This window comes from Pseudomonas azerbaijanorientalis (assembly GCF_019139795.1).
Classification (GTDB): domain Bacteria; phylum Pseudomonadota; class Gammaproteobacteria; order Pseudomonadales; family Pseudomonadaceae; genus Aquipseudomonas; species Aquipseudomonas laurylsulfatiphila.
In genome coordinates, this window is sequence record NZ_CP077078.1 from 59,680 (window position 1) to 79,233 (window position 19,554).

Below are 19,554 nucleotides of genomic sequence, written 5' to 3' on the forward strand. Positions count from 1 at the left end.
GCCAGACCGCCGATAAGGACGTACCAGCGGGTGAAGCGATCCTTGAGCGCGCGGATGCGACGCTTGCGTTGTAGCTCAGGCGTATTGAAGTCAATTCGCTTGGGGGGATTAGTAGTCATGTTGGAATTGGCCAGATCATTCATGCGCACACCCTAGCGATCCTGTATGACAGAAAGATGACAATGCAGTGACGCAACAAATCCGCCGCTGGCGGTAACCAGCAGTGGATAGAGAATTAGAGGTGTATGGGGGCGACTCCTGCCGCCCCCATGTGAGTCCGAGGGGGTCACCCCGGACTCAATTTGTTACTTTTTTGCGACTTCAGCGCCGCCTTCCGCGAGACCCAGGTCAGCCAGAGCTTTTGCAGCAACCTTGGCTGGCAGTGGGATGTAGCCGTCTTTCACTACAACTTCCTGGCCCTGTTTCGACAGAACCAGTTTCACGAACTCGGCTTCCAGCGGAGCCAGAGGCTTGTTTGGAGCTTTGTTGACGTAAACGTAGAGGAAACGCGACAGCGGGTACTTGCCGTTCAGGGCGTTTTCTTCGGTGTCTTCGATGAATTCACCGCCATCTTTCTTGGCCAGGGCAACGGTTTTCACGCTGGCAGTCTTGTACCCGATGCCCGAGTAGCCGACGCCGTTCAGCGAGCTGCTGATCGACTGCACAACCGAAGCCGAACCTGGCTGTTCGTTGACGTTTGGCTTGAAGTCGCCTTTGCACAGGGCTTCTTCCTTGAAGTAGCCGTAGGTACCGGATACCGAGTTACGACCAAACAGTTGAACTGGCTTGTTGGCCAGGTCACCGGTCACGCCCAGGTCACCCCAGGTTTTGACATCGGTCTTGGCGCCGCACAGACGAGTCGAGGAGAAAATCGCGTCGACCTGAGCCATGGTCAGACCCTTGATAGGGTTGTCCTTGTGCACGAATACGGCCAAGGCGTCCACGGCAACCGGAATTGCGGTCGGCTTGTAGCCATACTTGGTTTCGAAGGCTTGCAGCTCGTTGTCCTTCATCTTGCGGCTCATCGGGCCCAGGTTAGCGGTGCCTTCTGTCAGCGCAGGTGGCGCGGTAGAAGAACCGGCGGCCTGAATCTGGATGTTTACGTTCGGGTATTCTTTCTTGTAGTTCTCAGCCCAGAGGGTCATGAGGTTGGCCAGGGTATCGGAGCCGACGCTGGACAGGTTGCCCGACACACCAGTGGTCTTGGTGTAGCTCGGGATAGCAGGGTCAACAGCGGCAACCGCGTTGGCAGTCGCAACGCCAGCAGCGACAAAAGTCATTGCCGCCATCAAACGCTTCAGTTTCATGCCTTACTCCTAGCAGATAGGGTGTGTTAAGTCGGGGCCAAGTATCAGCAGGCCGTGTGAACACTCTATGGCTGAAATATGACAATTGGATGAAAGGCCAGTATTTGGATTTTTTGCAGGATGATTCGCGTCGCCTGCATTCGCGAGCAAGCCCGCTCCCACAGTTGACCGCGTTCCTTCAGGAGAAATGCGATCGAAGGTGGGAGCGGGCTTGCTCGCGAAGGCGTCAGTGCAGTCGCTGAGAAAGGCCGCTTAGCGCCCTTTTTTCCAGAGATATGCCCCCACCAGAATCCCGACCCCGCACAGCACCGCCACATAATAAGCAGGCCCCATCGGGCTTTCCTTGAGCAGCAGGCTGACGATCATCGGCGTCAGACCACCGAAAATGGCGTAGGCCACGTTGTAGGAGAACGACAAGCCGCTGAAACGCACTACCGGCGGGAAAGCCTTGACCATCACGTAGGGCACCGCGCCGATGGTGCCGACCAGCAGACCGGTCAGCGCATACAGCGGGAACAGCCAGTCCGGATGGTCGGCCAGGCTGTGGTAGAAGGTCCAGGAGCTGGCCAGCAACGCAGCGCAGCCCAGGACGAAGACTCGCCCTGCGCCGAAGCGATCCGCCAGCGCGCCGGCGATGATGCAGCCAAAGCTCAGGAAGACGATCGCCAGGCTGTTCGCCTGCAAGGACGTGGTTGGCGAGAAGTGATAGACCGTCTGCAACACAGTCGGGGTCATCAGGATCAACACCACAATGGCGGCAGACAGCAGCCAGGTGAGCAGCATCGAAATGGCGATGGCGCCACGATGGTCACGCAACACCGCGCGCAGCGGCACCTCTTCGGCCAGGGCCTTGCGCTGTTGCAGCTCGGCGAACACCGGGGTTTCGTGCAGCCAGCGACGCAGGTACACCGAGAACAGCCCGAACACGCCGCCCAGCAGGAACGGGATCCGCCAGGCGTAATCCGACACTTCCACCGGGGTATAGAGGCTGTTGATCGCCGTGGCGACCAGCGAGCCGAGCAGGATGCCCGCCGTCAGACCGCTGGTCAGGGTGCCACAGGCGTAGCCGATATGACGCTGCGGCACGTGTTCGGAAACGAAGACCCACGCCCCCGGCACCTCACCGCCAATGGCCGCGCCCTGAATCACCCGCATCAGCAGCAACAGGATCGGTGCCCACATGCCGATCTGCGCATAGGTGGGCAACAACCCCATGATCAGGGTCGGCACGGCCATCATGAAAATGCTCAGGGTGAACATTTTCTTGCGGCCCAGCAGGTCGCCGAAATGCGCCATCACGATGCCGCCCAGCGGCCGTGCCAGGTAGCCGGCGGCGAAGATGCCGAAGGTCTGCATCAGGCGTAGCCACTCAGGCATGTCCACCGGGAAGAACAGCTTGCCCACCACCGTGGCAAAGAACACGAAGATGATGAAGTCGTAGAACTCCAGCGCGCCGCCCAGGGCAGACAGAGATAGTGTCTTGTAGTCGTTGCGGGTCAGCGGACGTGCGGGTTGTTCTGGCTGCGCGATGCTCGAGGGCGCTGTGGTCATGGCAAGGGCTTCTCTTATAGTCGGATCTGCAACCTCAACAACGCTGGTTGAGGTCTGGGCAGGTCCGGCACGATAGCAAATTGTTCGAAAAAGCACATAGAGGTGCGTTTTTGACGGTCAAAATGAGAACCGGACGGTCGTCGCGGAGTCTACCGACCGATATACTCGCAGCCTTGCTCCGGTTTTTGAGGGTTGCTGTGCGAAAACGCCTGTCAGGTTCATAGGCGATTTCGCAGAGTTTCCCTTTAGGCGCCTTATGGAAAACGTGACGAACGCAGTATGTTCGGTGCTGAATCGTTTTTCCCGAAGACGGCTACCACCAGCAATACCAACGAAGAGTCACGGGTCAGAGGCACCCCCGGCATGATAGAGCTCGAACAAGAAGATCCGATCCCGCAAGGCGACCTGGCCCTGCAAATCACCGCGCTCCCTCGCGAAACCAACGGCTTTGGCGACATTTTCGGCGGCTGGCTGGTGGCGCAAATGGATTTGGCAGGCACTGCGATGGCCAGCAAGGTCGCCGGCGGGCGCGTTGCCACCGTTGCAATCGACCGCATGGCATTTCTGGTTCCGGTGGCGGTGGGCGCTCAGCTTTCCTTTTATACCCAGGCCCTGGAAATCGGCCGCAGCTCGATCAAGATGATGGTCGAGGTCTGGAGCGACGATCCACTGTCCAGCGAGTGGCGTAAAGTAACCGAAGCGGTGTTTGTGTTCGTTGCCATCGACGGCAGCGGTCGTACCCGCTCGGTTCCGCCCAGGGCTCGATAAAGAGTTTCTAAACCTGGTAGCCGTTTTGCGGTCGATAGTCGTCCACGTTACTGATCGAGAGCTGTCCCATGAGCACGCCCAATGTTGAAGCCGTAAAACTGGATGAACTGAACTGCTGGCGCATCCGCCACGGTCAGGCTGAATTACTGGTGGCCCAGCAAGGTGCGCACATCCTCAGCTATCAGCTGGCCGGCCAGCCGCCGCTGATCTGGCTCAACGACGAGGCCGTATTCAAGACCGGCAAGAGCATCCGCGCCGGCATACCGGTGTGCTGGCCGTGGTTCGGTAACTTTGCGCGCAACCCGCAAAGCGTGCAGGCGATGCGCATCAGTAATGAAGCGCCATCGGCTCACGGCTTCGTGCGAGCGATGGATTGGGAACTGGGTGGCATCGAAGCCGAAGGCGAAAGCCTGAAGGTCGAATTCCTCCTGCCCTACCCCGAAGGCGGCTTTCCTGGCTGGCCGCACCAGGTGGATTTGACTATGACCATTCGCCTCGATGAGCAATTGCACATCCAGCTGACCAGCCACAACCGGGGCACTGATACCGTCAGCATCAGCCAGGCGCTGCACAGTTACTTTGCCGTCAGCGATGTGCGCGAGGTGCACGTCGAAGGTGTGGACCGCCTCAACTACATCGAAACCCTGGATAACTGGAAAACCGTCACCCAGACCGGTGATCTGCGTTTTACCGGCGAGACCGACCGCATCTACCTCGACGCCCCGCCACAGTTGAGCATCGTCGATCCAGCCTGGGAACGGCGCATCGTACTGACCAGCAGCGGATCGCGCACGGCAGTGATCTGGAACCCGTGGATCGACCGCGCCGCTGCGTTCAGCGACATGGCCGACGACGGCTGGCAGCGCATGCTGTGCATCGAGACGGCGAATGTGATGGGCGATGTGGTGACGCTCGCAGCAGGTGCTAGCCACACCTTGGGTGTCAGCATCGGTAGCGCGCCGCTCTAAGTAACACCTGAAACCAATGTGGGAGCGGGCTTGCTCGCGAAAGCGGTGTATCAGTCAGCATTGATGGCGACTGACACTCCCTCTTCGCGAGCAAGCCCGCTCCCACATTTACATTTCTACAAGTCTGACTCTTTCACCACCCGCACCTTCTGCGCATCCAGCGCATACGCCGCATCCGCCAGGTCATTGCTGACCTTTTCGATTTTCAGCGTACCGGTGACCCACAGCGGCGTGTAGATATCATCCAGCTTCAAACCCTTGGGATAGCGCACCAGCACAAGTTGGTTTGGCGGCGGTGGCGGCACATGGATGCAGGCACCCGGGTACGGCACCAGGAAGAACAACGTACTGCGGCCTTGGGCGTCTGACTCCAGAGGCACCGGGTAACCACCAATGCGGATGCTCTTGTCGTTCATCGAAGCAACGGTCTTGGTCGAGTACATCACCGCCGGCAAGCCTTTGGCCTGCTTCATCCCGCCCTTGTCGGTGAAGGTGCCATTGGCTTCAGGGGAATTGTGGTCGATTTCGGGCATGGCCTCGAGGGCCTTCTGGTCCGACTTGGGCATCAGTTCGAGCCAATCGGTCTCCGGCAGTTCGCCGGCATGGGCAAAGCCCGTACCCAGTAAAACAAGAGTCAGCAAAAGACGGCGCATGAAAGTGCTCGGCAATGGGAAGAACAGGAAACGCCGAACATTCTAGCCCTCCCGACCGGCTTGGCGGAGAGGGCTTTATCGTCTGGATCAGTTCTTTTTGATCAGCCCGTAGACCACCAGCAACACAACGGCGCCCACCAGCGCCCCGATGAAGCCTGCACCTTGGCCAGCCTGATAGATGCCCAGGGCTTGGCCGCCATAGGTGGCCGCCAGCGAACCGCCGATACCGAGCAGGATCGTCATGATCCAGCCCATGCTGTCATCGCCCGGTTTCAGGAACCGAGCCAGCAGACCGACGATCAAGCCGATAAAGATGGTTCCGATTAATCCCATGGCATTCTCCTCTCAATGAAGTAGCTATCCGAAAGCCTAGTCAGACTTTCGCAACCTGCCATGAGAGAACGGCGCAACCCGAAGGTTCCGCCATTGCCAGATAAAACTATTCGGCGATCAGTGCTTGAACCTTTAGGATCTGTGCCGCCAGCGTCTCGCGGTCTGCACAACGCAGGTTGGCGTGACCGACCTTGCGGCCGACCTTGAACGCCTTGCCATAGTGATGCAGATGGCAGTCGGCGATGGTCAGGACCTTCTCGGTCTCTGGCACTTTGCCGATGAAGTTGATCATCGCGCTTTCTCCGACCTTGGCCGTCGAACCCAACGGCAGACCGGCAACGGCCCGCAAGTGGTTTTCGAACTGGCTGCACTCGGCGCCTTCGGTGGTCCAGTGCCCGGAATTGTGCACGCGCGGGGCGATTTCGTTAGCCTTGAGGCCACCGTCGACTTCAAAGAACTCGAACGCCATCACGCCGACGTAATCCAGCTGCTTGAGCACACGGCTGGAGTAGTCTTCGGCCAGGGCTTGCAACGGGTGATCGGTGCTGGCCACGGACAGCTTGAGGATGCCGCTTTCGTGGGTGTTGTGTACCAGCGGGTAGAAACGGGTTTCACCGTCGCGGGCACGCACGGCGATCAGCGAGACTTCACCGGTGAACGGCACGAAGCCTTCCAGCAAGCAGGCCACGCTGCCCAGCTCGGCGAAGGTGCCGACCACATCTTCAGGGGTGCGCAGGACTTTCTGGCCCTTGCCGTCGTAACCCAGGGTACGGGTCTTGAGCACCGCCGGCAGGCCGATGGAGGCCACAGCGGCGTCCAGGTCGGCCTGGGACTGGATGTCGGCGAACGCCGGGGTAGGAATCCCCAGGTCCTTGAACATGCTCTTCTCGAACCAGCGGTCGCGGGCGATGCGCAAGGCTTCGGCGCTCGGGTAGACCGGGACGAATTGCGAGAGGAACGCGACGGTTTCCGCCGGAACGCTTTCGAACTCGAAAGTCACCAGATCGACTTCATCGGCCAGCTGGCGCAGGTGATCCTGATCGCCGTAGTCGGCTCGCAGGTGTTCGCCCAACGCGGCTGCGCAAGCATCCGGCGCCGGGTCCAGAAAAGCGAAGTTCATGCCCAGCGGAGTGCCCGCCAACGCCAACATGCGGCCCAACTGGCCGCCACCGATTACACCGATCTTCATCGTCAACAACCTCAGGCGATGCGTGGGTCTGGATTTTCCAGGACGCTGTCTGTCTGCTCAGCACGGAAGGTTTTCAGCACCGCATGGAACTGCGGGTGCTTGGCGCCAAGGATACTCGCCGACAGCAGCGCTGCGTTGATCGCACCGGCCTTGCCGATGGCCAGGGTGGCAACCGGAATGCCTGCTGGCATCTGCACAATGGAAAGCAGCGAATCAACGCCCGAAAGCATTGCGGACTGAACGGGTACGCCCAGCACTGGCAAGTGGGTCTTGGCTGCACACATGCCTGGCAAGTGGGCCGCGCCACCGGCACCGGCGATGATCACCTCGATGCCCCGTGCTTCGGCCTCTTCGGCGTACTGGAACAGCAGGTCCGGGGTGCGGTGGGCAGAAACCACTTTCACCTCGTAAGGGATGCCGAGCTTTTCCAGCATATCGGCGGTGTGGCTAAGGGTGGACCAATCGGACTTGGAGCCCATGATCACGCCAACCAGTGCACTCATCGTCGTGCCTCTTCTCTCTGGGCGCCCGCAGGCGCATCAAAAAACAACAAGCCACGCAGGATGCGTGGCTTGATTGTACGAATTATGGCCAGTCGTAACCGGCCGAAGGCCGCGCAGTATACCTCAATGAAGCCAATAAACAGCCCCTGTTGCGACCATCTGTCATCTGCCGCAAAGCCCCGATTTTATTGACTTGAAGGTCAATGGAATACACCTCGAATTTCCTGTGGGAGCGGACTTGCTCGCGAAAGCGGTGGATCAATCAACATCGATGTTGAATGTACCGGCCTCTTCGCGAGCAAGCCCGCTCCCACATTGGGGGTTCATGGTATTCAAGAACCCGTCGTGCCCTGCGCCGCGCCACCTTCGAGTTTGCGCCAGAGCAATCGTACGTTGGCCTTGCGCACCAACGCGCAGCGATACAGGCGAATCTCCAGCGGTACATGCCATTGCGGGCCGCCGCAGACCACGAGTTCACCACGGGCCAGTTCGGCGCGCACACTGAGCTGCGGCACCCAGGCAATGCCCAGGCCTTCCAGGGCCATGCTTTTCAGGCTGTCGGCCATGGCGGTTTCATAGATGGTGGTGAAGCGCAGCGCCCGTTGGCGCAGCAGCATGTTCACCGAACGGCCGAGAAATGCCCCGGCGCTATACGCCAGCAGCGGTACGCTGGCTTCGCCCTCCAGATCGAACAGCGGTTTGCCGTCGGCGTCCGCCGCGCAAACCGGCAGCATTTCGGTGTGGCCAAGGTGCAGGGAGGGGAAAATTTCCGGGTCCATCTGCATCGCAGCGTCCGGATCGTAGAAGGCCAGCATCAGATCGCAACCGCCTTCGCGCAAGGCATGCACCGCGTCGCCGACGTTGGTTGCCACCAGTCGCGTGGCGATGTTCAAGCCTTCGTTGCGCAACTGCGCAATCCACCGCGGAAAGAAACCGAGCGCCAGGGAGTGTGCGGCCGCTACCTGCATCACTTCGCCCTGCCCGCCTTCCAGATGGTGCAAATGGCGCAATACTTCGCCGAGCTGCTCGACCACGGTGCGTGCCGTGACCAGAAACAATTGTCCCGCCGCCGTCAGTTCGATCGGCGTGCGCGAGCGATTGACCAGGGTCAGCCCCAGCGCCGCCTCCAGGCTGCGGATTCGCCGGCTGAACGCCGGTTGCGTCACGAAGCGCCGTTCGGCTGCCTGGGAGAAGCTGCGGGTGGCAGCCAGGGCACTAAAGTCCTCCAGCCATTTGCTTTCCAGATTCATCACGCCCTCCCGGACACGCACCAATTTAGGTCACACGCTCGCCGCCAAGCCGGCGTCACACCGGCATTATGCCGAATGTGCATAGGCTAGTGCTTAACAGCATTGGCCCAAAATTCTGCACAAGCCTAGCATTCACAGCGTTCCGGCACAGCCCGGGTCCATATTGAGATGATTTCTATCATGTCCTCCGCTGCATCATTCCGCACAGAAAATGACCTGCTTGGCGCCCTCGAAGTACCGGCTCAAGCGTATTACGGTATCCAGACCCTGCGAGCGGTGAACAACTTCCGCCTTTCGGGCGTTCCGATTTCGCACTACCCGAAACTGGTTGTCGGTCTGGCCATGGTCAAACAGGCCGCTGCTGACGCCAACCGTGAGCTGGGTCACCTGAGCGAAGCCAAGCACGCTGCCATCAGCGAAGCCTGTGCACGTCTGATCCGCGGCGACTTCCACGAAGAGTTCGTGGTGGACATGATTCAAGGCGGCGCTGGCACTTCGACCAACATGAATGCCAACGAAGTGATCGCCAACATCGCGCTGGAGGCCATGGGTCACCAGAAAGGCGAATATCAGTACCTGCACCCGAACGACGACGTGAACATGGCGCAGTCGACCAACGACGCCTACCCGACGGCGATCCGTCTGGGTCTGTTGCTGGGTCACGACGCCCTGCTCGCCAGCCTCGACAGCCTGATTCAGGCGTTCGCAGCCAAGGGTGAAGAATTCAACCACGTCCTGAAGATGGGTCGTACCCAGCTGCAAGACGCCGTACCGATGACCCTGGGTCAAGAGTTCCGTGCGTTCGCCACCACCATGGGCGAAGACCTGGCCCGCCTGAAGACGCTGGCCCCGGAACTGCTGACTGAAGTGAACCTGGGCGGCACCGCGATCGGCACCGGCATCAACGCCGACCCGCGCTATCAGGCCTTGGCTGTACAGCGCCTGGCCCTGATCAGCGGTCAGCCGCTGGTTCCGGCAGCCGACCTGATCGAAGCTACCTCCGACATGGGCGCCTTCGTGCTGTTCTCCGGCATGCTCAAGCGTACCGCGGTCAAGCTGTCGAAGATCTGCAACGACCTGCGTCTGCTGTCCAGCGGTCCACGCACCGGCATCAACGAGATCAACCTGCCAGCGCGTCAGCCAGGCAGCTCGATCATGCCAGGCAAGGTCAACCCGGTTATTCCGGAAGCCGTTAACCAAGTGGCCTTCCAGGTCATCGGTAACGATCTGGCGCTGACCATGGCGGCCGAAGGCGGCCAGCTGCAACTGAACGTGATGGAACCGCTGATCGCTTTCAAGATCCTCGACTCGATCCGCCTGCTGCAACGCGCCATGGACATGCTGCGCGAGCACTGCATCGTCGGCATCACCGCCAACGAAGCCCGTTGCCGTGAACTGGTCGAACACTCGATCGGTCTGGTCACCGCACTGAACCCGTACATCGGCTACAAAAACGCCACCCGCATCGCCCGTATCGCCCTCGAAAGCGGCCGCGGCGTGCTGGAACTGGTGCGCGAAGAAGGTCTGCTCGACGAAGCCATGCTCGCCGACATCCTGCGCCCGGAAAACATGATTGCTCCGCGTCTGGTGCCCCTGAAGGCCTAACCCGACGCGTTACTTGTAGCACCGCTCACCAGGTCGAGGGACTAGACACCTCTCACCTTTTGAGGGCTTGGAGATCATTCTCCAGGCCCTTTTTTTTAACCGTTTGCCAGTGAAAACCGTATGTCTGGGGACTGACCAATGTGGGAGCGGGCTTGCTCGCGAAGGCGGCGGCACATTCAACAATGATGTGTCTGATACACCGCTTTCGCGAGCAGGCCCGCTCCCACCCAGAGCAGCTCCCACATAGCCTGACAGCAAAAATGTCAGGTGTTTCAACGGCTTCGTTTCACCGCATGCACCACAACCGTGCAGACGGACGGCACTGTCATCGGTATAGTGCCGCCCCTCTTCGCGTGAGCGGTCGTCGGTAGCGAGACCACAACCCATGCGAAACCCGAACTAATAACAAACCCGCGATATGGAAACCGGGACGAACTTCGAACCGCCCGTTGTGCCGTGCGCCCACCGGTGTAACTCGATGTGTCTGCCCGGCAAGCATTTGCCAACACAAAAAACAGCGAGGAATAATCCATGCTCGAAGTCATTAACGACTTCCTCTCAGGGAAAGTACTGATCGTGCTCATTGTCGGGCTCGGTAGCTACTTCACGATCCGCTCGCGTTTCGTTCAATTGCGTCACTTCTTCCACATGTTCGCGGTGTTCCGCGACAGCCTCAAAAGCAGCGCGGGGCAACTCAGTTCATTCCAGGCCCTGATGCTCAGCCTCGCCGGCCGCGTCGGTGCAGGCAACATTGCCGGTGTCGGCATTGCCGTGACACTCGGCGGGCCTGGCGCGGTGTTCTGGATGTGGGTGACCGCACTGGTCGGCATGTCCAGCAGCTTCTTCGAATGTTCCCTCGGTCAGCTGTACAAGCGCACTGACTCCGACGGCACCTTCCGGGGCGGCCCGTCCTACTACATCCAGCACGGTCTGCAGAAACGCTGGCTGGGCATGCTCATGGCGTTCCTGTTGCTGGTGACGTTCGGCTTCGCCTTCAACGGTTTGCAAGCCCACGCCGTGACCCATTCGCTGAACAACGCGTTCGGCCTCGATACCACTTACACCGGCATCGGTCTGGCCGTGCTGCTGGGTCTGGTATTCATCGGCGGGATCAAGCGTATCGCCAAGGTTGCCGACCTGTTGGTGCCGGTGAAAACCCTGGTGTATATCGGCGTGACCATCTACGTGATCGTGCTGCAGTTCGACCAGGTACCGGGCATGCTGATCACTATCGTCAAGAGCGCCTTCGGTCTGGATCAGGCCTTCGGCGGCCTGATCGGCAGCGCCATCGTCATGGGTGTGAAACGTGGTGTGTTCGCCAACGAAGCAGGCCTGGGCAGCGCGCCGAACGTGGCGGCTGTGGCGGCGGTCGAGCACCCGGTGGCGCAAGGCGTGGTTCAAGCGTTCAGCGTGTTCCTCGACACCTTCGTGATCTGCACCTGCACCGCGCTGCTGATCCTGCTTTCGGGTTTCTACACCCCGGGCTTCGAAGGCGACGGCATTGCCCTGACCCAGAACTCGCTGGCCGCCGTGGTTGGTGACTGGGGTCGGATGTTCATCTCCGTGGCCCTGGCGTTGTTCGTGTTCACCTCGATCCTCTACAACTACTACCTGGGCGAGAACAACCTGCGCTTTCTGATCGGTGAAAACCGCAAGGCGCTAATGGGCTATCGCGCGCTGGTACTGGTGCTGATCTTCTGGGGCGCCATCGAAAACCTCGGTACCGTATTTGCCTTCGCCGACATCACCATGACCATGCTGGCGTTCGTCAACCTGATCGCGCTGTTCCTGCTGTTCAAGGTCGGCATGCGCATCCTGCGTGACTACGATGACCAGCGCGCCGCTGGCATCAAGACGCCAGTGTTCGACTCCGCGAAGTTCCCGGATCTGGATCTGGATCGCCAGGCATGGCCGGCCAACCCGCCAGCCGCCGCGCAGAATCAGGCTGAGCCGCAAGGCGTGACCGCAGCGCAACGCTGATCGGTAAAAAGCGGGCGCATCCCTTGCGCCCGTCAGCTAGAGTGCGCAAATCCATTGTGGGAGCGGGCTTGCTCGCGAAGGCGGACGTTCAGCCAACACCTGTGTTGAATGTACTGACCTCTTCGCGAGCAAGCCCGCTCCCACAATGGCAGTCATTGTTTCGGAGAACTTCCATGAATTCGTCGACCTACCCTGCCGCCCAGCACGTCATGGTGCTCTACACCGGCGGTACCATTGGCATGCAAGCCAGCGCCAACGGCCTTGCGCCGGCGTCCGGTTTTGAAGCGCGGATGCGCGAATACCTGCACAGCCAGCCCGAACTTGTCGTGCCGCAGTGGCGTTTTCGCGAGATGTCGCCGCTGATCGACAGCGCCAACATGACCCCGGCGTACTGGCAGCAGTTGCGTGAAGCGGTGGTCGATGCGGTGGATGTTCAGGGCTGCGACAGCGTGCTGATCCTGCATGGCACCGACACGCTGGCCTACAGTGCCGCCGCCATGAGCTTCCAGTTGCTCGGCCTGCATGCCCGCGTGTGTTTTACCGGTTCCATGCTGCCGGCCGGCGTCACCGATAGCGATGCCTGGGAGAACCTCGGGGGCGCGCTGGTTGCACTGGGCCAAGGCCTCGCGCCGGGTGTGCATCTGTACTTCCACGGCGAACTGCTGGACCCGACCCGGTGCGCCAAGGTTCGCAGTTTTGGCCGTCATCCGTTCAAGCGCCTGGAGCGTCAGGGCGGTGGTGTGAAAGCCTCTTCGCTGCCAACAGCGTTGAACTACAACCAGGCAAAACAACTGGCGAAGGTTGCCGTGTTGCCGCTGTTCCCTGGCATCGGTGCCGAGATCCTCGATGGCCTGCTCGACAGCGGCATTCAAGGTCTGGTGCTGGAGTGCTACGGCAGCGGCACTGGGCCGAGCGACAACCCGGAGTTCCTCGCCAGCCTCGGCCGTGCACGGGATAACGGCGTGGTAGTGGTCGCGGTGACGCAGTGCCACGAAGGCGGGGTTGAACTGGACGTCTATGAGGCCGGCAGTCGCTTGCGCGGTGTCGGTGTGCTGTCCGGTGGCGGCATGACCCGTGAAGCGGCATTCGGCAAGTTGCATGGGTTGTTGGGGGCGGGGCTTGAAACGGACGAAGTCCGTCGGCTTGTCGAACTCGACCTTTGCGGCGAACTGAGCTGACAAAACACAAAACCTGTGGGAGCGGGCTTGCTCGCGAAGACGACGGCACATCCAGCATTGATGTGACAGGCCGACCGCTTTCGCGAGCAAGCCCGCTCCCACAGGGGTCGTCGGCACACAACTTGCTCCGCATTCCAGCATCCCAAGGCTGGAAGTCCTCATGCTCCACTCCCACCTCACCACCCTCAATGCCGTCTCCCTGGTGCTTGATGCCTTCAAGGCACAAGGCTTGTCCAGCGAAGCGCTGCTGGCCGGCAGCGGCATCAGTGCGGCGGATCTGAACCGGGCCGACACGCGCATCACCACCAATCAAGAAATGCAGGTCTGTGCCAACGCCGTTGCCCTCAAGCGCGACATCGGCCTGGAACTGGGTCGGCGGATGCACGTTTCCTGCTACGGCATGCTCGGTTACGCCCTGCTCACCAGTGCCACCTTCGGTGACGCCTTGCGGCTGGCGATACGCTATCCGGCGCTGCTGGGAACACTTTTCGAGCTGAGCCTGGAGGACGACGGCGAGCGCATCTGGTTCGCCGCCGCCGATTACCGCGAGAGCCCGGCCATGGCGGTGTTCAACGCCGAGTTCTGCCTCGTATCGCTGAAAGTCACCTGCGACGACCTGCTTGGTCATCCCCTGCCCTTGCTCGGCGCACGCTTCGAACATGCCGCGCCCGACTACGAAACGAGCTACGCCGAACACTTCAACTGCCCGCTGGATTTCGGCGCGCGCAACAATGCCTTCGCCTTCGACAAGCGTTGGCTCGACCAGCCGTTGCCGCTGGCCGATGTCATCACTCATCAAGCCATGGCCGAGCGCTGCCGCAAACAGAACATCGAGTTCACCGGGCGTCAGGCATGGCTCGGACGGATCCGCCAATTGCTCAGCGCGCAATTGAATGCGGCACCGGGGCTGGAGGGCCTGGCCGAGCAGATGAATTGCTCGGCGCGGACCTTGCGTCGGCATCTCAAGGACATGGGCTGCAGTTATCAGGAGTTGCTAGACGAATTGCGCTTCGAACAGGCCAAGCAAATGCTGTGTGAGGATCAATTGCCGATCTACCAGATTGCCGAGGCGCTGGGCTTCAGCGAGACCGCGAGTTTTCGCCATGCGTTCGTGCGCTGGAGCGGTGTGGCGCCCAGCCAGTTTCGACCTTGATCCAGCCTTTGTAGGAGCTGCCGAAGGCTGCGATCTTTTGATCTTCAAAGGGGCGAAATTCGGTCAAATGTTTTGGCCATATCGATCCCCTTTTGGCCTTTCCTGCCGTTCTCCGAAATCGTCCGTGCCGCAAGACTGTGTTCAACCGAATCAGCCTGCGGAGAACAACAAAATGCTGACGATCTACTCGAATGATCACCACCTGCACCACGGCCGTTGTGAATTGATAGACGGGCAACTCAAGCCCTGCTTCGAAATGCCTTCGCGTGCCGACCACGTGCTGGCACGGGTGCAAAATCAAAATCTCGGCCCTGTCGAAGCGCCGAAGGATTTCGGCCTTGGACCGATCGAACGCATTCACAGCCGCGACTACCTCGACTTTTTCAAAGGCGCCTGGGCACGCTGGACCGAGTTCAACACCGACGGTGACTTGCTGCCTTACACCTGGCCAGCCCGTACCCTGCGCCGGATCAAACCCGCCAGCCTGCATGGCGAACTCGGTTACTACAGCTTCGATGGCGGTGCCCCGATCACCGCCGGTACCTGGCAGGCGGCGTATAGCGCAGCGCAAGTCGCCCTCACCGCCCAGGCGGAAATCCAGCGCGGCGCCCGTTCGGCCTTCGCCCTGTGCCGTCCACCAGGACACCACGCCGCCAGCGATTTGATGGGGGGTTATTGCTACCTCAACAACGCGGCCATCGCCGCTCAGGCGTTCCTCGATCAGGGCCACAAAAAGGTCGCGATCCTCGACGTCGATTACCACCATGGCAACGGCACGCAGTCGATCTTCTACGAACGCAGCGACGTGCTGTTCACCTCGATCCATGGCCACCCGGAAGCCGAGTTTCCGTTCTTCCTCGGCTATGAAGACGAATTGGGCGAGGGCCCCGGCGAGGGCTTCAACTTCAACTATCCTCTGGCCGCAGGTTCAGGCTGGGACACCTGGAGCGCGGCGCTGGAACAGGCCTGCAAAGAGATCGAAAGCTACGGCGCCGACATCGTCGTGGTCTCCCTGGGCGTCGACACATTCAAGGACGATCCGATCTCGCAATTCAAACTCGACAGCCCGGATTACCTGGCCATGGGCAAGCGCATTGCGGCTCTCGGCAAACCGACGCTGTTCGTGATGGAAGGCGGCTACGCGGTAGAAGAAATCGGCATCAACGCCGTGAACGTTCTCGAAGGTTTCGAAAGCGCCCAATGAGGATTAGAACAATGACAAGACTCAAGCGTTTGATCGTTCCAGCCCTGGGCGCCCTGGTGCTCAGTGGCGTTGCCCATGCTGAAGAACGAACGTTGCGCGTCTACAACTGGTTCGACTACATCACCCCCAAGGCTCTGGAAGACTTCAAGGCCCAGAACAGCCAGACCAAGCTGGTCTACGACATTTTCGACACCAACGAAGCACTGGAAGCCAAGTTGCTGACCGGCAACTCCGGCTACGACGTGGTGGTGCCGTCCAACGTGTTCCTCGCCAAGCAGATCGAAGCCGGCGTGTTCCAGCCACTGGACCGCAGCAAGTTGCCGAACTGGAACCACCTCGATCCCAAGCTGATGAAGCTGATCGAAGCCAACGACCCGGGCAACAAATTCGCCGTGCCTTACATGTACGGGACCATCCTGATCGGCTTCAACCCGGACAAGGTCAAGGCCGTGCTCGGCGACAACGCACCAGTGGACAGCTGGGACCTGATCTTCAAGGAAGAGAACATCAGCAAGCTCAAGCAGTGCGGCGTCGCCCTGCTCGACTCGCCCTCGGAGATCTTGCCGCTGGCCCTGCAACACCTCGGCCTCGATCCCAACAGCAAAAAGCCTGCGGACTACGACAAGGCTGAAGCGCTGCTGATGAAGATCCGCCCGTACATCACCTACTTCCACTCATCGAAATACATGGCCGATATCGCCAACGGTGACATCTGCGTCGCGGTCGGTTATTCCGGCAGCTTCTCGCAAGCAGCCAACCGCGCCAAGGAAGCCAAGAACGGTGTGGTCGTCGACATGCGCTTGCCGAAGGAAGGCGCGCCGATCTGGTTCGACATGCTCGCCATACCCAAGGGCGCGAAGAATCCGGAAGACGCCTACACCTTCATCAACTACCTGCTGCAACCCCAGGTGATTGCGCCGGTCAGTGACTTCGTCGGCTACCCGAACCCGAACAAGGACGCCACGGAACTGGTCGACCCGGCGATCCGCAACAACCCGAACCTGTACCCGACCGAAGCGGCAATGAGCACGCTCTACACCCTGCAACCGTTGCCGCGCGATGCCGAACGTGCGCGGACCCGGGCCTGGACCAAGATCAAGTCCGGTACCTGACAACCGCGTCGTTTCCGTCATCATCAAGACCTGCGTTTACGCAGGTCTTTTTTTTGCCCGCGCTTCAGTCGGCACACCACACCGCCCGCAACCGTTGCAGTGCCGCCTCGATTGCCTTTTCGGGCACGGCGGCGAAGCCCAGCACCAGCCCCGCTCGCTGATCCATCGGTGTCGTGGAGTCGGGCAACCAATAGCTGCTCAAGCCGTTGATCTCGACATCGACGCTTTGCGCCAACTCGATCAATTCACGTTCACGCGCCACGCTATCGACGGGGACGGTCATGTGCAGCCCGGCGGCGACGGTGGGTAATGGTCCGACCCCGGGAATCTCCGCCGGCCAGCCATTGAGCAATGTGTTACGGCGACTCAACGCCGCACGGCGCATGCGGCGGATATGCCGCTGGAAATGCCCGGCCGCCATGAATTCGGCCATCACCGCCTGGGTACTGACCTCAGAATGGCGTACGTCCACGGCACGGCGTTGAGCAAAAGCCTGCACCAGCCCAGTCGGCAACACCAGGTAACCCAGGCGTAACGCCGGAAACGCCACTTTGCCGAACGTGCCGACATAGAGTACCCGACCTTGCCGATCCAGTGCCGCCAGAGGTGCCAGTGGCGCACCGCTGTAGCGGTACTCGCCGTCGTAGTCATCCTCGACGATCCAGCCCTGGGCGCGCTCGGCCCAGGCCAGCAACTCCAGGCGGCGAGCCAGGCTCATCACCACCCCGGTGGGGTACTGATGGGACGGGGTGACGTAGGTCAAACGGCAATCACGCAGCTGTGCCAGTTCAGCGCAGTCGATGCCCTCGCCATCCACTGCCACCCCATGCAACTTCGCACCTGCCACGGCGAACGCATGACCGGCCGCCCGATACCCGGGATTTTCAAGCGCCACCCCGTCACCGGGCTCCACCAACAGCTGTGCACAAAGGCTGATCCCCTGCTGCGCGCCACTGGTGATCACAATTTGTTCAGCCGTGCATTGCATGCCACGGGAACTGCGCAAATACGCAGCAATCATCCCGCGCAAGCGCGCATCGCCAGCCGGGTCGCCATAGCACAGCTGCTGCAAATCCGGCTTGCGCCAGAAAGCCGCATTCAGCTTGGCCCAGACCTCGAATGGAAACAGATCGAACGCCGGAATACCGACCCGAAATGCCCGCGGCGGTCCGCTCGGCGGACTGGGTAAATGGTTGTTTTTTACCCGGGCCAACGGATCGTTGTGGATAACTTTGCTGGATGGATCCACAGGTAAATCGAGCCAATTTGTGGATAAGGTTGTTGATAACCCTGTTGAAAAGCCTGTGGATACTTTTGTGGATAGTTTTTTTGCCGGCAACACCGCCTGAGGCAGTTGCGCAACATAAGTACCGTCCCCGACTCGCCCCTCAATGAAGCCTTCGGCGTACAACTGATCGTAGGCACGCACCACGCTGTTGCGGGAAATAGCCAGCGCTGCGGCCAGGTCACGACTGGCCGGCAGACGCGTTCCACTGGCCAATCGTCCATCGAGGACGCGCAGGCGCAAGGCCTGATAAAGCTGGCGACTCAACCCCTGGCGACGGTCGAGTTCGATACCCGCCGGGTTGAAAGACAGGGAAAGCGGCACATCCGTCATGAAAATGGACCCATGAAATTGGTCATTAATGGCTCTTACAACAGACCAATAGCCTGCCTAGGATGAAGACATTCGCCAAGGAAAATATCTCCATGTATACGCCGCGCGCTTTTGCCATCGACGAGTTGTCCCAACTGCATGAACTGATCCTCGCCACCCGTCTCGCCATATTGGTGACCCACGGCGAAAGCGGCCTGCAAGCCAGTCATGTGCCGGTGCTGCTGCATTGCGAACAAGGCTTGAACGGCACGTTGTACGGACATCTGGCCAAAGCCAATCCACAGTGGAAAGACCTGCGCGACGGTGCCGAAGCCCTGCTGATTTTTGCCGGTGCCGACGCCTACGTCAGCCCCGGTTTCTACCCGAGCAAGGCCGAACACGGCAAAGTCGTGCCAACCTGGAACTACGTCGCCGTACACGCCTATGGCCGAGCCGAAACCTTTAGCGATGGCGGGCGGCTGCTCGACATCGTCAGCACTCTCACCGACCGTCATGAAGCTGGCCGCGCCCAACCGTGGTCAGTGGCCGACGCCCCCGCCGATTACATCGACGGCATGCTCAAGGCCATCGTCGGTTTCGCCATTCCCATCGACCGTCTGGAAGGCAAGCGCAAGCTCAGCCAGAACCGCAGCCCCGCCGACATCGCCGGCGTACGCGAAGGCCTGGCCGCCAGCCCCGACGTCAACGACCAGACCCTCGCCCAATTGATGCGCTAAGGAAATCACCATGAGTCAAATCGACATTCGCCAAGTCACCGCCGGTGATCACGCGGCCTGGTTGCCGCTGTGGCAAGCCTACCTGCGCTTCTATAAAACCGAATTGCCAGAGGCCGTCACTCACAGCACCTGGCAGCGCATGCTCGACCCGAACGAACCGACCCACGCCGCCCTCGCCTGGGCTGACAACAAAGCCGTGGGCATGGTGCATTTCATCTACCATCGTTCGAACTGGGCCATCGAAAACGCCTGCTACCTGCAAGACTTACTGGTGGTTCCGGAAACCCGAGGCACCGGCGTCGGCCGGCAACTGATCGAGTTCGTCTACGCCACGGCCAAGGCCGACCGCTGCAACAAGGTGCACTGGCTGACCCACGAAACCAACGCTACCGCGATCCAGCTCTACGAGCGCCTTGCAGAACGCCCCGGTTTCATCCAGTTTCGCAAAGCCATCTAAGGTTCAAGG

General features: G+C 60.4%; 18 protein-coding genes. 10 read left to right on the forward strand and 8 right to left on the reverse strand.

Annotation, left to right across the window (positions count from 1 at the left end):
* Window positions 1-305: 305 nt before the first annotated feature.
* Both KSS91_RS00295 and KSS91_RS00300 read right to left on the reverse strand, forming a co-directional pair.
* Window positions 306-1,307 carry a phosphate ABC transporter substrate-binding protein PstS gene (locus tag KSS91_RS00295; RefSeq protein ID WP_015097393.1) on the reverse strand — a complete coding sequence of 334 codons (1,002 nt, stop codon included), beginning with the start codon at window positions 1,305-1,307 and terminating at the stop codon, window positions 306-308.
* Window positions 1,308-1,559: 252 nt separating this feature from the next.
* Window positions 1,560-2,858 (reverse strand): MFS transporter, encoded by a 1,299-nt coding sequence (locus KSS91_RS00300; protein WP_102673736.1) that lies wholly within the window; start codon window positions 2,856-2,858, stop codon window positions 1,560-1,562.
* A gap of 363 nt (window positions 2,859-3,221) precedes the next feature.
* Here KSS91_RS00300 and KSS91_RS00305 point away from each other — a divergent pair, with 363 nt between their 5' ends.
* On the forward strand, window positions 3,222-3,626 hold the full coding sequence (locus KSS91_RS00305; protein ID WP_007942704.1) for an acyl-CoA thioesterase: 405 nt from the start codon (window positions 3,222-3,224) through the stop codon (window positions 3,624-3,626).
* Between the two features lie 68 nt (window positions 3,627-3,694).
* Window positions 3,695-4,594: a D-hexose-6-phosphate mutarotase gene (locus tag KSS91_RS00310; RefSeq protein ID WP_217836722.1), complete on the forward strand. Its 900-nt coding sequence runs from the start codon at window positions 3,695-3,697 to the stop codon at window positions 4,592-4,594.
* Between the two features lie 116 nt (window positions 4,595-4,710).
* Here the strand turns inward: KSS91_RS00310 and KSS91_RS00315 are convergent, their stop codons facing one another.
* The 5 genes from KSS91_RS00315 to KSS91_RS00335 form a co-directional block, all read right to left on the reverse strand.
* Window positions 4,711-5,247, reverse strand: a complete 537-nt coding sequence (locus KSS91_RS00315) for a DUF3299 domain-containing protein (RefSeq protein ID WP_217836723.1) — start codon at window positions 5,245-5,247, stop codon at window positions 4,711-4,713.
* Window positions 5,248-5,334: 87 nt separating this feature from the next.
* Window positions 5,335-5,580 (reverse strand): GlsB/YeaQ/YmgE family stress response membrane protein, encoded by a 246-nt coding sequence (locus KSS91_RS00320; protein WP_217836724.1) that lies wholly within the window; start codon window positions 5,578-5,580, stop codon window positions 5,335-5,337.
* A 106-nt stretch (window positions 5,581-5,686) separates the two neighbouring features.
* Window positions 5,687-6,769, reverse strand: coding sequence for a 5-(carboxyamino)imidazole ribonucleotide synthase (locus KSS91_RS00325; protein ID WP_217836725.1), 1,083 nt, complete (start codon window positions 6,767-6,769; stop codon window positions 5,687-5,689).
* 11 nt (window positions 6,770-6,780) lie between these two features.
* A complete protein-coding gene (gene purE, locus KSS91_RS00330; RefSeq protein ID WP_007971731.1) occupies window positions 6,781-7,272 on the reverse strand; it encodes a 5-(carboxyamino)imidazole ribonucleotide mutase in 492 nt (163 codons plus the stop codon).
* 332 nt (window positions 7,273-7,604) lie between these two features.
* Complete coding sequence (locus KSS91_RS00335; protein ID WP_102673733.1) at window positions 7,605-8,522, reverse strand: LysR substrate-binding domain-containing protein; 918 nt, start codon at window positions 8,520-8,522, stop codon at window positions 7,605-7,607.
* Between the two features lie 180 nt (window positions 8,523-8,702).
* On the opposite strand from KSS91_RS00335, the gene aspA reads away from it, so the two are divergent.
* The 6 genes from aspA to KSS91_RS00365 all read left to right on the forward strand — a co-directional run bounded on the left by aspA (window position 8,703) and on the right by KSS91_RS00365 (window position 16,754).
* Complete coding sequence (aspA, locus tag KSS91_RS00340; RefSeq protein WP_003229645.1) at window positions 8,703-10,127, forward strand: aspartate ammonia-lyase; 1,425 nt, start codon at window positions 8,703-8,705, stop codon at window positions 10,125-10,127.
* Between the two features lie 531 nt (window positions 10,128-10,658).
* Window positions 10,659-12,107: an alanine/glycine:cation symporter family protein gene (locus KSS91_RS00345; protein WP_015097402.1), complete on the forward strand. Its 1,449-nt coding sequence runs from the start codon at window positions 10,659-10,661 to the stop codon at window positions 12,105-12,107.
* Window positions 12,108-12,280: 173 nt separating this feature from the next.
* Complete coding sequence (locus KSS91_RS00350) at window positions 12,281-13,285, forward strand: asparaginase (RefSeq protein WP_217836726.1); 1,005 nt, start codon at window positions 12,281-12,283, stop codon at window positions 13,283-13,285.
* 160 nt (window positions 13,286-13,445) lie between these two features.
* The gene (locus tag KSS91_RS00355) at window positions 13,446-14,438 is read left to right on the forward strand and encodes an AraC family transcriptional regulator (RefSeq protein ID WP_217836727.1); all 993 of its coding nucleotides are present in this window, start codon (window positions 13,446-13,448) and stop codon (window positions 14,436-14,438) included.
* A 172-nt stretch (window positions 14,439-14,610) separates the two neighbouring features.
* Window positions 14,611-15,642: a histone deacetylase family protein gene (locus tag KSS91_RS00360; protein WP_007971719.1), complete on the forward strand. Its 1,032-nt coding sequence runs from the start codon at window positions 14,611-14,613 to the stop codon at window positions 15,640-15,642.
* Window positions 15,643-15,653: 11 nt separating this feature from the next.
* Window positions 15,654-16,754 (forward strand): polyamine ABC transporter substrate-binding protein, encoded by a 1,101-nt coding sequence (locus tag KSS91_RS00365; protein WP_217836728.1) that lies wholly within the window; start codon window positions 15,654-15,656, stop codon window positions 16,752-16,754.
* A gap of 64 nt (window positions 16,755-16,818) precedes the next feature.
* On the opposite strand, the gene pdxR is transcribed toward KSS91_RS00365, so the two are convergent.
* On the reverse strand, window positions 16,819-18,372 hold the full coding sequence (gene pdxR / locus KSS91_RS00370) for a MocR-like pyridoxine biosynthesis transcription factor PdxR (RefSeq protein ID WP_217836729.1): 1,554 nt from the start codon (window positions 18,370-18,372) through the stop codon (window positions 16,819-16,821).
* Window positions 18,373-18,464: 92 nt separating this feature from the next.
* Here pdxR and KSS91_RS00375 point away from each other — a divergent pair, with 92 nt between their 5' ends.
* Both KSS91_RS00375 and KSS91_RS00380 read left to right on the forward strand, forming a co-directional pair.
* The gene (locus KSS91_RS00375) at window positions 18,465-19,088 is read left to right on the forward strand and encodes an FMN-binding negative transcriptional regulator (protein ID WP_007971713.1); all 624 of its coding nucleotides are present in this window, start codon (window positions 18,465-18,467) and stop codon (window positions 19,086-19,088) included.
* Window positions 19,089-19,098: 10 nt separating this feature from the next.
* Window positions 19,099-19,545, forward strand: coding sequence for a GNAT family N-acetyltransferase (locus tag KSS91_RS00380; RefSeq protein ID WP_217836730.1), 447 nt, complete (start codon window positions 19,099-19,101; stop codon window positions 19,543-19,545).
* Window positions 19,546-19,554 lie beyond the last annotated feature (9 nt).

Bases quoted from the DNA above. Each gene is read 5' to 3' on its own strand.
- KSS91_RS00295 (WP_015097393.1), bottom strand. From the start codon at position 1,307: ATGAAACTGAAGCGTTTGATGGCGGCAATGACTTTTGTCGCTGCTGGC.
- KSS91_RS00300 (WP_102673736.1), bottom strand. From the start codon at position 2,858: ATGACCACAGCGCCCTCGAGCATCGCGCAGCCAGAACAACCCGCACGT.
- KSS91_RS00305 (WP_007942704.1), top strand. From the start codon at position 3,222: ATGATAGAGCTCGAACAAGAAGATCCGATCCCGCAAGGCGACCTGGCC.
- KSS91_RS00310 (WP_217836722.1), top strand. From the start codon at position 3,695: ATGAGCACGCCCAATGTTGAAGCCGTAAAACTGGATGAACTGAACTGC.
- KSS91_RS00315 (WP_217836723.1), bottom strand. From the start codon at position 5,247: ATGCGCCGTCTTTTGCTGACTCTTGTTTTACTGGGTACGGGCTTTGCC.
- KSS91_RS00320 (WP_217836724.1), bottom strand. From the start codon at position 5,580: ATGGGATTAATCGGAACCATCTTTATCGGCTTGATCGTCGGTCTGCTG.
- KSS91_RS00325 (WP_217836725.1), bottom strand. From the start codon at position 6,769: ATGAAGATCGGTGTAATCGGTGGCGGCCAGTTGGGCCGCATGTTGGCG.
- purE (WP_007971731.1), bottom strand. From the start codon at position 7,272: ATGAGTGCACTGGTTGGCGTGATCATGGGCTCCAAGTCCGATTGGTCC.
- KSS91_RS00335 (WP_102673733.1), bottom strand. From the start codon at position 8,522: ATGAATCTGGAAAGCAAATGGCTGGAGGACTTTAGTGCCCTGGCTGCC.
- aspA (WP_003229645.1), top strand. From the start codon at position 8,703: ATGTCCTCCGCTGCATCATTCCGCACAGAAAATGACCTGCTTGGCGCC.
- KSS91_RS00345 (WP_015097402.1), top strand. From the start codon at position 10,659: ATGCTCGAAGTCATTAACGACTTCCTCTCAGGGAAAGTACTGATCGTG.
- KSS91_RS00350 (WP_217836726.1), top strand. From the start codon at position 12,281: ATGAATTCGTCGACCTACCCTGCCGCCCAGCACGTCATGGTGCTCTAC.
- KSS91_RS00355 (WP_217836727.1), top strand. From the start codon at position 13,446: ATGCTCCACTCCCACCTCACCACCCTCAATGCCGTCTCCCTGGTGCTT.
- KSS91_RS00360 (WP_007971719.1), top strand. From the start codon at position 14,611: ATGCTGACGATCTACTCGAATGATCACCACCTGCACCACGGCCGTTGT.
- KSS91_RS00365 (WP_217836728.1), top strand. From the start codon at position 15,654: ATGACAAGACTCAAGCGTTTGATCGTTCCAGCCCTGGGCGCCCTGGTG.
- pdxR (WP_217836729.1), bottom strand. From the start codon at position 18,372: ATGACGGATGTGCCGCTTTCCCTGTCTTTCAACCCGGCGGGTATCGAA.
- KSS91_RS00375 (WP_007971713.1), top strand. From the start codon at position 18,465: ATGTATACGCCGCGCGCTTTTGCCATCGACGAGTTGTCCCAACTGCAT.
- KSS91_RS00380 (WP_217836730.1), top strand. From the start codon at position 19,099: ATGAGTCAAATCGACATTCGCCAAGTCACCGCCGGTGATCACGCGGCC.